Here is an 11,554-nt window from a genome sequence, read left to right as displayed (position 1 = left end):
CAAAATCTGTACAGCGTATTCTTCAATATTTCCTGCTATAAAAGATTTATGTACTAACAAATCTCTGGGTTTGTTAATAGCTACAAGATACTTATTCTGATATAGTATTTCCAACATCTGACAAAGATAAAAGTATTCCGGTTGATATTAGAAATTGAATCTCACAGAAAACAAAACCTGTGCTGGTCTTAATTTAAACCAAGTAGTCGACGTTTGAATATTGTTGATGATTACCTCTTCATATTCTTGGGTATTCAGAATGTTTTGCCATTCAATTTCAAAATCTATTTTCTTGTTATCCCATTTAAACCGATACATCAGATCCATAAAACGATTGGCAAATGTTTGATGATTAAACGTGTTTTCCTGATAATCCAGCTTCCAAACAAGACTTTGATTTTAACTATTTTATATACTTTTTTAATTCAAATTTAATATTACAAATTCTAACTTAGCCTTGTTAATCAAATCTTTAAAATATGAAAAAGCCTTTTATTTCTCTAAATTTCAATAAAACACTTCAGTTTCTCATTATTATAGGAATTCTGAGTTTGTGTGTGACTTTAGTTCATAAAATTCAAGCACAGGAAAGGGAAAACATAAAAATCGAAAACACTACTATTGAATATCAGATAAATAAAAATACACGGAATACTGAGTTGGAGCAAATAAAAAAAGAAGTAAATGATGAAAAAATTGCAGCACTTGATTTTTCAGATATCAAACGAAATGATAAAGGAGAAATTATTGCAATCAGCACGCAGTTTAAAGATGAAAGTGGTTCTTCTCAGCAAAAAACAGAATATAATTCAATGGGAATCAATCCTTTTTCTATTGTAATTTATGAAAGAGAAAAAGGAGAAAAGTTTTTAGAGATTAGTAACGGAAACAAAAGTAATCTTTCACAAAACAATCCCTATGCTAATTTTATGATGCAACAATTTCCGTTTGACAATGACAATAATAATTCTTCTTCTGCAAACGACTACTTTTCATCAGATTTTATGGAGTTGATTAAATCTATGCAAAAAGACATGCGAAAACAGCAGGAGACATTTATCCAAATGATGGGACAAAATCCAATATAAAAATACAAAGGATTAAAAGAGTTCTTGTAGAAACAGTAAAAGTTTCCTTTTTTATTTCCTTTTTTTTCTTTCCATATAAAACAAAAATAATACGGGAAGCAGCAAAACCGCTACTAAAAATTTTTCTTGTATAAACAAAGTCGGCTCTCTCAGTACAATTAAAATCAATCCTGCAACAGCTCCGCCCAAATGTGCTGTGTGTCCAATGTTATCATCGCTTTTATTGATGCCGTATATTGAATAAAACAAATAGCCAATGGCAACCAGATAAGCTGGAATAGGAATAGGAATAAAAAGCAGATACAAACTCATGTTAGGATTCAGAATAATAGACGCATATAATATTCCCATTATTGCACCAGAAGCTCCAACGGCTCTATAGTTTGATTGGTTTTTATAAAATTGAAAAGTCAATAAGTTGCCTCCCAGCATACTCAATAAATAAACTATAACAAAATACACCACTCCGTAGCTATACACAATAATATCTGCAAAAAAATACAGAGTTAGCATATTAAAGATAAAATGCATCCAGTCAACGTGCAAAAAACCAGAAGTTATCATGCGATATTTTTCGCCTTTTTTAATTGCAGAAATATCAAAATTATATTTAGAAAAAAAATGGTAATCTGATAATCCCTTATAGGTAATTATCCCTGTAACGGCAATGGTCAAAAATGTAATTATAGAAATGTTCATCACTAATATTTTGATAAAAATAAGGAATGTTGGCAACACTGCACTAAATTTGTACTTAAAACTTTTCAATCCGTTATCTTTACAACAAATCAAATCAGTAATGAAATTTTTAGTCTATATACTTGCTTACCCGTTTTTATGGCTTATTTCTAAAATGCCCTTTCCCTTGTTTTACTTTATGTCTGACTGTTTCTATATTTTGCTATACAGAATTGTAGGATATCGAAAAACAACAGTGAGAAAAAATATAAAAATGACGATGCCTCATCTTTCCGAAGCTGAAGTTCTCAAAATAGAAAAAGAGTTTTACAAACACTTGTGTGATATGTTTTTAGAAATGATAAAAACGATCACTATTTCAGAAAAAGAACTAAAAAAAAGATTTACTTTCACCAACCTGGAGATAGTTATACATGCTGAACAGCAGAATAAAAGCATCTTATTATTTTGTGCACATTACGCCAATTGGGAATGGATGATTATTTTAGACCAGTTTATCCAGCATCAGGGATATGCTGTTTATAAAAAAATAAACAATCCGTATTTTGATAATTTATTCCGAAAAATTCGCTCGCGTTTTAATACAATTCTGATAGAAATGAAAGAAGCTATCAAAATTATACGTCAAAACGAAATGAGCAAAAAACATGGAATATATGCTTTTATCAGTGATCAGTCACCAATGATTATGCACGCTAACTATTGGCAGGACTTTATGGGAATTGAAGTTCCTGTATTTACCGGAGGTGAAGCTCTATGTAAAAAATTTGATATGATTCCTATGTACCTAAAGGTGGAATACATTAAAAGAGGTCATTATCAGGCGACTTTTGTTCCACTATTGAGTGAAGGTGAAAAACTGAAAGATATTCCCAATTATGAAATTACGCACCGCTTTTTACAAGAGGTTGAAAAGCAAATTTACGAATCCCCTTCCTTTTATTTTTGGACACATAAAAGATGGAAACATCAAGGAAAAAAACCAAAAAATATTAAATAATTTTAATTTGTCCCTACTAATTTTCCTTTAAAGACTTTCAAAAAAACGAATCCATTTTGTACCTTTAGCTAAAATTTTTATACAATGACACATAAAGAAAAGTTATCCTCAATTCGTTCTTCTATGAAAGAAAAAGGAATTGACGCTTATATTATTCCTTCTTCCGATCCTCATATTAATGAATATTTACCGGACTTTTATAAATGCATTGCATGGGTTTCTGGTTTTACCGGATCAGCTGGAACATTAGTAATTACACAAGATTTTGCAGGATTATGGACAGATTCACGTTATTTTGTCCAGGCGAATGAACAGCTTGCCAATACAGGTTTTGAGTTAGTAAAATTAAAAATTCAACATGCACCAGAATATGTAAACTGGCTAGCTGACAAGTTCAATACGGAAACTGTCGTTGCTTTTGACGGAAATCTGGCATCTCTAGCTGTTGCTAATGCAATTAACAATACGCTTTTACCGTTAAATTTTAAAATTGACGGACATATTGACTTGTTAAATGACATTTGGCAAAACAGACCGGCGTTACCTACCGAAAAAGCATATACCTTACCGATCACTACAACAGGACAGTCTGTCAAAGATAAGTTAGCTGCCATTCGTTTGGTTCTTAAACAAAAAAGAGCAACTGCTCATTTAGTGTCATCTTTAGACGATGTAGCGTGGATATTAAACCTTAGAGGTTCAGATGTAAAATGCAACCCGGTTACACTTGGATTCCTGTATATTACTGCTCAAAAAGCAATATTATTCATCAATCCTTTAAAATTAGACACGGAGACCTCTCAAGAACTTAACAGTTACGGAGTAGAAGTTAAAGAGTATCAAAACGTTCGCAATCTTATCGGACAATTGTCTGACAAAGAAATTATATTACTAGATCCAAAACGAACTTGTTATGCAATTTATGATACAGTTCCAAAAAGTGTAAAGATTATAGAAGATACCAATCCGTCTACACTGTTAAAAGCTGTTAAAAACGAAACGGAAATAAATCATCAACGGAAAGCAATGGTTAATGACGGAGTGGCAATGACTCGATTTTTTAAGTGGGTAGAAGAAAACGTTACTTCCGGCAATTTGACAGAAATGAACATTGCGGACAAGCTACAAACGCTGAGAGCAGAACAACCTGACTTTAAAGATATCAGCTTTGATACAATTGCCGGCTACAAAGATCATGGTGCATTACCTCACTATAAAGCAGAAGAACACAGCAATTATAAACTTGAACCTAAAGGTTTGTTATTGGTTGATTCAGGAGGGCAATATGAAACCGGAACTACAGATATTACCCGAGTAATCACTTTAGGAACTCCTACCCAAGAAGAAAAAGAAGATTATACTATTGTGCTTAAAGGAACTATTGAAGGATCAATGGCTATATATACAAAAGGAACGCGAGGTTATCAGATAGACGCTATCACCCGACGTCCGATTTGGGGTACATTACGTAACTACGGGCATGGTACCGGACACGGAGTAGGATTCTTTTTAAATGTTCACGAGGGACCTCATGTTTTTAATCCTACTAATGTAGACATTGCAATAGAGCCTGGAATGATTACTTCCATAGAGCCAGGATTATATAGAGAAGGAAAGCATGGAATACGCATTGAAAATTTAGTCTTAGCAAAAAATTTAGCATCCAATCAATTTGGTGATTTTATGGATTTTGAAACACTTACGATTTGCTATATAGCGACTGATCTGATTGAAAAATCTCTGCTTGATACAATACATATTAATTGGTTAAATAACTATAACCAATGGGTGTATGATTCGGTTGCTCCTAAACTAACAACAGAAGAAGCCCAATGGCTTAGAGAAAAGACGAAAGCTATTTAAACATTGAAGCTTAAGAGAAGATTCGAAAATAAAAAAACCTGTTAAATAACAGGTTTTTTCTATAGCTTATTTAATATAAACAGTTCGTCTATAAGCTACAACCTGAGATGCATCACGTGCTTCTATTAAAATTTGATTGTATTCATTAACTCCTTTTTGCGGATTAACTATTTGCTGCCTAACTACCCAGAAAAACTCTTTTTTATTAGGATCAAACTCAAAAGAAACAGATTCGATCGGCTCTATAGATGGACCTGCTTCTTTCGCTATTTCTATAACTTTGCATACTGTTAATTCACTATCGAGTATTCTTTTTTCTTCTTCCTTCGGAAAAAGCAGTTCAGAAATAATCTGCTGATAGTCATCTAAAGCTATCCCAACACAATATTTTACATCTTTAATTGGTTCAAAGTTATAAAAGAAAAAGTATTTTGTTTTACACTTTGACATATCTACTACCGGATAACGAGCATGAAACTTAGATATACTATCGTAATAACTAATAGCAACAGACTTAAAACTTAATTTATCTACAAAATCCTTACCTATTTTTTCTGACAACAAAGCTTCTAAATTACTTTTTATCTCGTCTATATTTGAAGGAGCCAAATCCATAGGTCTGTCCAGATAATAATACCCTACATCAGATTTTCCAGCATCAACAGAAAACTTAAACGTAGGACAATGATCAATATATTCAGAGCTATTAAAATTACCACCAACTATTAATTTATCATAATATTTACACTGAGAAAATATTATATATGTAGGCAATAAGAAGAAGATTGCCATTATTATTGTTTTTTCTACTTTCATATTTCAATATAATTACCCAAAAATACATAAGTATTTAAGATATGAAAACTTTTCTCATAAATATTTTCTAAAACTCATAAAACAAATTATTATTTAGCGCTACATAAGTTCAAGTTCTTTCATCAATCATTAAAATATTTGCTACCACATACCTATAATTGCTAATTTATCATTTTGGAAATTTACTTTTTCTTTCTTCATATTATTAACTATAATACAATCGGAAATACCCAATGTAAAAGCTTGATCGTTTACCTTTAAAAAGGTAGGAAATAAAGTAAATACACATAAAATACTAGCATTAAAAGCTTCTTGTCCTTTACTATTTTAAGAGAAACATTTTCGATCTCTTTTTTTATCATAAGATTAAAATCCATCCCCAAGAAATAGGACTCAACGTCATCCGAAGAATCGAATTTTAGTATTTCATGTTTTTGATATCTTTCAATTATTCCGTTACGCTGTATTTCTAAATCATTATCCAGCATCAACAAAAAACTTTGATAACCGTCAAATCTTGTAAACACTGAAGGTTCTTTTTCTATAGTTGCACTACACTAATTCTAAAATCAAAATCTTTAGCTGAATATTGAGCTCTTATAGGATAAATAAAGTATTGGAATGTTTTTCCACCATTCCAATAATCCGGTTTTATATTGGCTTTACTGATTTGTGTAATTACCATAAAAAAGATTTAAACAAAAAAGATGTGCTGTTAGATAGCACATCTTTTTTATATTATGAAAACAAGCTATCGGATTAGTTTTTTATACTTTAATCTTGTAGGAACAGTATCACCCAAACGCTTTTTGCGATTTTCTTCATATTCCGAGAATGAACCTTCAAAGAAATAAACCTGAGACTCACCTTCAAATGCTAAAATATGCGTACATATTCTATCTAAAAACCAGCGATCATGAGAAATAACGACTGCGCAGCCCGCAAAATTCTCTAATCCTTCTTCTAATGCACGTAACGTATTTACATCCAAATCATTGGTTGGCTCATCCAGCAATAATACATTACCTTCTTCTCTCAAAGTCATTGCTAAATGCAACCTATTCCTTTCTCCTCCTGAAAGGGTTTCCACTTTTTTATTTTGCTCTGCCCCACTAAAGTTAAATCTACTTAGATATGCTCTAGAGTTTACTTGTCTTCCTCCCATCATAATCAGTTCTTGCCCATCACAAAAGTTTTCCCAAATAGACTTTTGAGGATCAATATTACTGTGCGACTGATCTACATAAGCAATTTTTACGGTATCACCTATTGAAAACTCTCCTGAATCTGGTTTTTGCTCTCCCATTATCATTCGAAAAATAGTTGATTTTCCCGCACCATTAGGTCCTATAATTCCAACTATACCTGCCTGCGGTAAAGTAAAGTTCAAGTTGTCGTATAATAATTTATCTCCAAAAGCTTTGGCTACATTTTTTGCTTGAATAACATTTGTTCCCAAGCGAGGACCATTTGGAATATAAATTTCTAATTTTTCCTCTAATTGTTTCTGGTCTTCGTTCAACAATTTATCGTAGTTGTTTAAACGTGCTTTTTGTTTGGTTTGGCGTCCTTTAGCTCCTTGTCTTACCCATTCCAACTCTCTTTCTAATGTTTTCCTGCGTTTAGAGGCTGTTTTTTCTTCTTGTTCCAATCGTTTAGCTTTTTGATCTAGCCAAGACGAATAATTTCCTTTCCAAGGAATTCCTTCTCCTCTATCTAATTCTAAAATCCATCCTGCTACATTATCTAAAAAATAGCGATCATGCGTTACAGCGATAACTGTTCCCTTATATTGTTGTAAATGTTGTTCTAACCAATGTACTGATTCAGCATCCAAATGGTTGGTTGGTTCATCTAATAATAATACATCCGGTTGTTGCAAAAGCAGTCTGCAAAGTGCCACTCTCCGGCGTTCTCCTCCTGATAGGATTTTAATTGGTGTATCTGGTTCTGGTGTGCGTAATGCATCCATTGCTATAGATAACTTCGTTTCTAGTTCCCATCCTCCGGCAGCATCTATTTTATCTTGTAGTTCTGCCTGACGATCCATTAATTTCTGCATTTTATCTGCATCTTCATATACTTCAGGCAAGCCAAACATATCATTTATTTGATTAAACTCATCTAAAATAGCAACGATTTCCGATGCACCTTCTTTTACTATTTCAATAACCGTTTTACTTTCATCCAACACAGGTTCTTGCTCCAAATATCCCACCGTATATCCGGGTGCAAAGACCACATCCCCTTGATAATTTTTATCTACTCCTGCTATAATTTTTAAAAGAGAAGACTTTCCAGAGCCGTTTAATCCTAAAATACCTATTTTGGCTCCATAAAAAAAACTCAAATAAATATCTTTAAGAACCGTTTTGTTTGTTGATGAGTATGTTTTACTCACCTTTGACATCGAAAAAATAACTTTTTTATCGTCTGACATAAAATATAATATATTGAAATCGTTAAATAAATTACAGCAAGTAAAACAAATTATCAATGTGTAGTACTTCTCGGTCAAAAATAAGGTTTATTCATTGATTTAAAAAACAAAAGATACAGTATAAATCTTATTTAGAAATCTGTTATTTTTAATACAACTCAATTTCTGTTTTTGAAAAAATCAGTATATTTACTACTATAAAAATTTTTTTCTTATGGAGTTTAATAAAGAATTAGCATCCAAAATAACGTTAAAAGTAAAAGAAAAAAATATTTTATTAACGTTTAATGATGGAGCTACTAAAATCATGGAGATTGGCGAGTTAATAGATGTTGCCATTTGGTCTGAAAACCACAAGCTATTAGTGACTTTAAAGAATGGACAAGTAAGGCTTTATCACGATTTGATCAATTTTGAAATTATCTAAAAAAAATGCCCTTTTGTATAAAGGGGCATTTTTTTATTACTACCTGATAAAAACACTTCTGCTTTTACTAATTAATATATCTTAATAAAATTTATTTTTTCTTGGTTATTAGTTTTTTACTTAGTAAATTAGTAAAGAATTTAAATTTTCACATCATGAGCTATACTTATTTAAAATCACCGATATACGATTGCCCTGACAACCACAAAAATCAATATTTTGATCCTTCTATCGATTCTTATATCTGTACAACTTGTAAAGCCGAATTTCCTGCTAATAGCTTTTCAGACCAAACAGAGGAGATAGAAAGCTATGATAATGAATATGAAAATTATATTGGAATTTAAAAACTCTTGTTTCTATTTTTAAAATTATGGTAATTAAAACTTTGTGTAAGTATTCATTAGGCTTTTCAAACTCTTCCTTTTAAGGCGTTAAAAACCCATGCTATCGCAAAAAAACCTAAACCGACTGCAGTAAATCCCCAGCCGGCAATTTCATAATACTTAAATGCTCCCAAAGCTATAAGGATCATCCCCATTAAAATCATAATCAGCGTTGCGTACCCTAAAATTTTATTTTTATCTAATCTATAAGCCATAACATTATCTCTAATTCTAATTAAATACCTTAATCAACATTTCTTTCAATAAATCACTTAAAGGCAGATTTACTGCTCCAACTCCTTTGCTTTTTAAATCTATAATTTTTAAATGTTCAATAATTTTACTTACTTTTTTCATAGGATAATTTTTGAAACCTATTTCATAATCTTTAACTGCATACTGATTAATTCTTAGCTGTTTCATAACATTAGAAGGAGATTTATCTTTTAATCCATGGTAAAGCAATAATTTTGAAAAATAAGAGTAGATAATTCCCATTGTTAAAACTACAGGATTATTTTTAGGATTTTGAGAGAAGTAATCTACTATTTTATAAGCGACTAACTGATTTCGATCAACAATTGCCTTTATCAGCTCAAAATTATTAAAATCCTTACTAATACCTATGTTTTTTTCAACTATATCCGCGGTAATCGCACTTCCTTTCGGGAGCATAATTATCAATTTGTTTATTTCATTTGCTATTTTAGATAGATCATTACCCAAAAACTCTACTAACATTGCAGAAGCCTTAACGTCAATAGTATAATTTTGGGATTCAATCAACTTTCTAATCCAAGATTCTACCTGGTAATCTTTTAACTTTTTACTCTCAAACAGAACTCCATTTTTATCAAGTGCTTTATAAATTTTTTTTCGTTTATCCAGCGATTTGTATTTGTAGCACATTACCAATACAGTAGTAGGCTGAAACTGATTGGCGTACTCTTCTAATTGATCAATTGTTCGAGCTAAATCTTGAGCTTCTTTAACAATAATAACTTGTTTCTCTGCCATTAAAGGAAAACGTTTAGCATTTGAAGCAATATCCTGTATAGTTACATCTCTCCCATACAATATCATTTGATTAAAACTTTTTTCATCCTCTGTCAACACATTTTCTTCAATATATTCTGCTATTTTGTCTATATAATAAGGTTCGTCTCCCATTAAAAAATAAATGGGGGCAACCTGACCCGATTTTATATTTTTTATTATTTCCTTTATATGATCCAAAATATTCTTTTTGACTTTTAAATTGTTCTATTGTTTGAGAAAAAATATATTTGCTTTATGCAAAAACTAAATTTCCCGTCATTTGAATTTCGTTTCAAAAATAGTGAAAATAGATTATCTATTTTTGACGTCATCCGTAAAAAGTTTATATTACTAACTCCCGAGGAATGGGTAAGGCAACATGTTTTACACGAATTGATATATCTAAAAAAATATCCCTTATCATTAATAAGTGTAGAAAAATCACTTATCATCAATGGATTAATCAAAAGATATGACCTTGTCATTTATAAGCCTAATGGTGATATATCTATTCTGGTAGAATGCAAAGCTCCCCTTGTAAAAATTAATCAACAAACGTTTGATCAAATAGCTCAATACAATTTTCAGCTCCGAGCAGATTATTTATATATAACTAATGGAATGAATCACTACTTTTGTCAGATGGATTACCAAAACGGCAAGTATGTATTTTTAAAATCACTTCCTGATTATTTATCCCAACCTAATTGATTTATCAAATTATGGATAAACTTTTTGCTATCGCGATTCTTAACTGGAATGGAAAAAGTCTGCTTCAAAAATTTTTACCTTCAATTATTTTATATTCACCAAACACGAATATTTACGTTATTGATAATGCTTCTACAGATGATTCAGTCTTATTTCTACAGGAAAATTTTCCACAAGTTACAATTATTCAAAATAATGAAAATTACGGTTTTGCAAAAGGCTATAACAAAGGGCTTAAAAATATCAAGGAGCCGTATTTAGCTTTAGTAAACTCCGACGTAGAAGTAACTGAAAATTGGTTAGATCCAATTCAAAACATTTTTGACAACGAGCCTGAAACAGCCGTTATTCAACCTAAAATACTAGATTACAACCGCCCTACTCATTTTGAATATGCAGGTGCTGCGGGCGGTTTCATAGATAAATACGGCTTTTCATTTTGCAGAGGGCGCATATTTGATACCATTGAAGAAGATCAACATCAATACGAAGATATTATTGATATTTTTTGGGCCTCAGGAGCGTGTTTTTTCATTCGGAACGATGTTTACAAAAAATTAAAAGGATTTGACGAAGACTTTTTTGCACATCAAGAAGAAATTGATTTATGCTGGAGAATACAGAATACAGGCAAAAAAGTTAAATACTGTGCTTTTTCTGTGATATATCATGTGGGAGGTGCTACATTACAATATCACAATCCGTGGAAAACTTACCTCAATTTTAGAAATTCTCTACTAATGATGCATAAAAACCTACCCGATAAAAAAAGATTTCGAATTATTTTTATTCGCTTATGTTTAGACGGGATCGCCGGCATCCGTTTCATCCTAATGATAAAACCCAAACATTGTTTAGCTATCATCCAATCGCATTTTGCTTATTACAAACGAATTACAAAAAAAAACAATAAAAAAAATCCTATTAAAACCAATCGCTATTATAAAGTAAAATCAATTGTTATTGCATATTTTATTAAACAAAAAAAAGAATATAGCCACTTGCCTTCTAATCTAAAAAATTACAATTAAAATATAGGTTATTTGCACAGTTTTTGTTACTTTTGGTGTAGAAATTAATCTTTTT

At 31.2% G+C, this 11,554-nt stretch carries 15 protein-coding genes; 7 read left to right on the top strand and 8 right to left on the bottom strand.

Going from position 1 to position 11,554, the window contains the following annotated elements:
* Positions 1–147: 147 nt before the first annotated feature.
* Positions 148–327, bottom strand: a complete 180-nt coding sequence (locus C8P70_RS11425; protein ID WP_243832703.1) for a hypothetical protein — start codon at positions 325–327, stop codon at positions 148–150.
* Between the two features lie 152 nt (positions 328–479).
* Between C8P70_RS11425 and C8P70_RS11420 the strand changes: the two genes are divergently transcribed.
* Positions 480–1,088: a hypothetical protein gene (locus C8P70_RS11420; protein WP_133713451.1), complete on the top strand. Its 609-nt coding sequence runs from the start codon at positions 480–482 to the stop codon at positions 1,086–1,088.
* A gap of 51 nt (positions 1,089–1,139) precedes the next feature.
* Here the strand turns inward: C8P70_RS11420 and C8P70_RS11415 are convergent, their stop codons facing one another.
* A complete protein-coding gene (locus C8P70_RS11415) occupies positions 1,140–1,787 on the bottom strand; it encodes a rhomboid family intramembrane serine protease (protein WP_133713450.1) in 648 nt (215 codons plus the stop codon).
* A 100-nt stretch (positions 1,788–1,887) separates the two neighbouring features.
* Between C8P70_RS11415 and C8P70_RS11410 the strand changes: the two genes are divergently transcribed.
* Together C8P70_RS11410 and C8P70_RS11405 are read left to right on the top strand one after the other, a co-directional pair.
* Positions 1,888–2,787 (top strand): lysophospholipid acyltransferase family protein, encoded by a 900-nt coding sequence (locus C8P70_RS11410; protein ID WP_133713449.1) that lies wholly within the window; start codon positions 1,888–1,890, stop codon positions 2,785–2,787.
* An 84-nt stretch (positions 2,788–2,871) separates the two neighbouring features.
* Positions 2,872–4,650, top strand: coding sequence for an aminopeptidase P family protein (locus C8P70_RS11405; protein WP_133713448.1), 1,779 nt, complete (start codon positions 2,872–2,874; stop codon positions 4,648–4,650).
* Between the two features lie 66 nt (positions 4,651–4,716).
* On the opposite strand, the gene C8P70_RS11400 is transcribed toward C8P70_RS11405, so the two are convergent.
* From C8P70_RS11400 to ettA, 4 genes are all read right to left on the bottom strand, one after another.
* On the bottom strand, positions 4,717–5,442 hold the full coding sequence (locus tag C8P70_RS11400) for a hypothetical protein (RefSeq protein WP_133713447.1): 726 nt from the start codon (positions 5,440–5,442) through the stop codon (positions 4,717–4,719).
* Positions 5,443–5,723: 281 nt separating this feature from the next.
* Positions 5,724–5,993 carry a hypothetical protein gene (locus C8P70_RS11395; protein WP_133713446.1) on the bottom strand — a complete coding sequence of 90 codons (270 nt, stop codon included), beginning with the start codon at positions 5,991–5,993 and terminating at the stop codon, positions 5,724–5,726.
* 14 nt (positions 5,994–6,007) lie between these two features.
* The gene (locus C8P70_RS13825; RefSeq protein WP_166666220.1) at positions 6,008–6,151 is read right to left on the bottom strand and encodes a hypothetical protein; all 144 of its coding nucleotides are present in this window, start codon (positions 6,149–6,151) and stop codon (positions 6,008–6,010) included.
* Between the two features lie 66 nt (positions 6,152–6,217).
* Positions 6,218–7,906: an energy-dependent translational throttle protein EttA gene (gene ettA, locus C8P70_RS11390; protein ID WP_133713445.1), complete on the bottom strand. Its 1,689-nt coding sequence runs from the start codon at positions 7,904–7,906 to the stop codon at positions 6,218–6,220.
* A 214-nt stretch (positions 7,907–8,120) separates the two neighbouring features.
* Here ettA and C8P70_RS11385 point away from each other — a divergent pair, with 214 nt between their 5' ends.
* On the top strand, positions 8,121–8,333 hold the full coding sequence (locus C8P70_RS11385) for a hypothetical protein (protein WP_133713444.1): 213 nt from the start codon (positions 8,121–8,123) through the stop codon (positions 8,331–8,333).
* Between the two features lie 155 nt (positions 8,334–8,488).
* Positions 8,489–8,680, top strand: a complete 192-nt coding sequence (locus C8P70_RS11380) for a hypothetical protein (protein ID WP_133713443.1) — start codon at positions 8,489–8,491, stop codon at positions 8,678–8,680.
* Positions 8,681–8,745: 65 nt separating this feature from the next.
* Here the strand turns inward: C8P70_RS11380 and C8P70_RS11375 are convergent, their stop codons facing one another.
* Positions 8,746–8,934: a CAL67264 family membrane protein gene (locus tag C8P70_RS11375; protein ID WP_133713442.1), complete on the bottom strand. Its 189-nt coding sequence runs from the start codon at positions 8,932–8,934 to the stop codon at positions 8,746–8,748.
* Positions 8,935–8,950: 16 nt separating this feature from the next.
* Positions 8,951–9,955 (bottom strand): DNA polymerase III subunit delta, encoded by a 1,005-nt coding sequence (gene holA, locus C8P70_RS11370; protein WP_133713441.1) that lies wholly within the window; start codon positions 9,953–9,955, stop codon positions 8,951–8,953.
* A 57-nt stretch (positions 9,956–10,012) separates the two neighbouring features.
* On the opposite strand from holA, the gene C8P70_RS11365 reads away from it, so the two are divergent.
* Positions 10,013–10,468 carry a type I restriction enzyme HsdR N-terminal domain-containing protein gene (locus C8P70_RS11365; protein WP_133713440.1) on the top strand — a complete coding sequence of 152 codons (456 nt, stop codon included), beginning with the start codon at positions 10,013–10,015 and terminating at the stop codon, positions 10,466–10,468.
* 11 nt (positions 10,469–10,479) lie between these two features.
* Positions 10,480–11,499 carry a glycosyltransferase family 2 protein gene (locus C8P70_RS11360; RefSeq protein WP_133713439.1) on the top strand — a complete coding sequence of 340 codons (1,020 nt, stop codon included), beginning with the start codon at positions 10,480–10,482 and terminating at the stop codon, positions 11,497–11,499.
* Positions 11,500–11,554: the final 55 nt, after the last annotated feature.

Origin of the sequence: Myroides indicus, assembly GCF_004364575.1 — a bacterium.
Lineage (GTDB): Bacteria > Bacteroidota > Bacteroidia > Flavobacteriales > Flavobacteriaceae > Flavobacterium > Flavobacterium indicum_A.
Note: the sequence above shows the minus strand (reverse complement) of the source record. Positions and strands in the feature narration are given on the sequence as shown.

Excerpts from the sequence above, each read along its gene's own strand:
- C8P70_RS11400 (WP_133713447.1), bottom strand. The coding sequence starts at position 5,442 with ATGGCAATCTTCTTCTTATTGCCTACATATATAATATTTTCTCAGTGT.
- C8P70_RS11360 (WP_133713439.1), top strand. The coding sequence starts at position 10,480 with ATGGATAAACTTTTTGCTATCGCGATTCTTAACTGGAATGGAAAAAGT.
- C8P70_RS11405 (WP_133713448.1), top strand. The coding sequence starts at position 2,872 with ATGACACATAAAGAAAAGTTATCCTCAATTCGTTCTTCTATGAAAGAA.
- C8P70_RS11420 (WP_133713451.1), top strand. The coding sequence starts at position 480 with ATGAAAAAGCCTTTTATTTCTCTAAATTTCAATAAAACACTTCAGTTT.
- C8P70_RS11365 (WP_133713440.1), top strand. The coding sequence starts at position 10,013 with ATGCAAAAACTAAATTTCCCGTCATTTGAATTTCGTTTCAAAAATAGT.
- C8P70_RS11415 (WP_133713450.1), bottom strand. The coding sequence starts at position 1,787 with ATGAACATTTCTATAATTACATTTTTGACCATTGCCGTTACAGGGATA.
- C8P70_RS11380 (WP_133713443.1), top strand. The coding sequence starts at position 8,489 with ATGAGCTATACTTATTTAAAATCACCGATATACGATTGCCCTGACAAC.
- C8P70_RS11375 (WP_133713442.1), bottom strand. The coding sequence starts at position 8,934 with ATGGCTTATAGATTAGATAAAAATAAAATTTTAGGGTACGCAACGCTG.
- C8P70_RS11425 (WP_243832703.1), bottom strand. The coding sequence starts at position 327 with ATGGATCTGATGTATCGGTTTAAATGGGATAACAAGAAAATAGATTTT.
- C8P70_RS11410 (WP_133713449.1), top strand. The coding sequence starts at position 1,888 with ATGAAATTTTTAGTCTATATACTTGCTTACCCGTTTTTATGGCTTATT.
- C8P70_RS13825 (WP_166666220.1), bottom strand. The coding sequence starts at position 6,151 with ATGGTAATTACACAAATCAGTAAAGCCAATATAAAACCGGATTATTGG.
- ettA (WP_133713445.1), bottom strand. The coding sequence starts at position 7,906 with ATGTCAGACGATAAAAAAGTTATTTTTTCGATGTCAAAGGTGAGTAAA.
- C8P70_RS11385 (WP_133713444.1), top strand. The coding sequence starts at position 8,121 with ATGGAGTTTAATAAAGAATTAGCATCCAAAATAACGTTAAAAGTAAAA.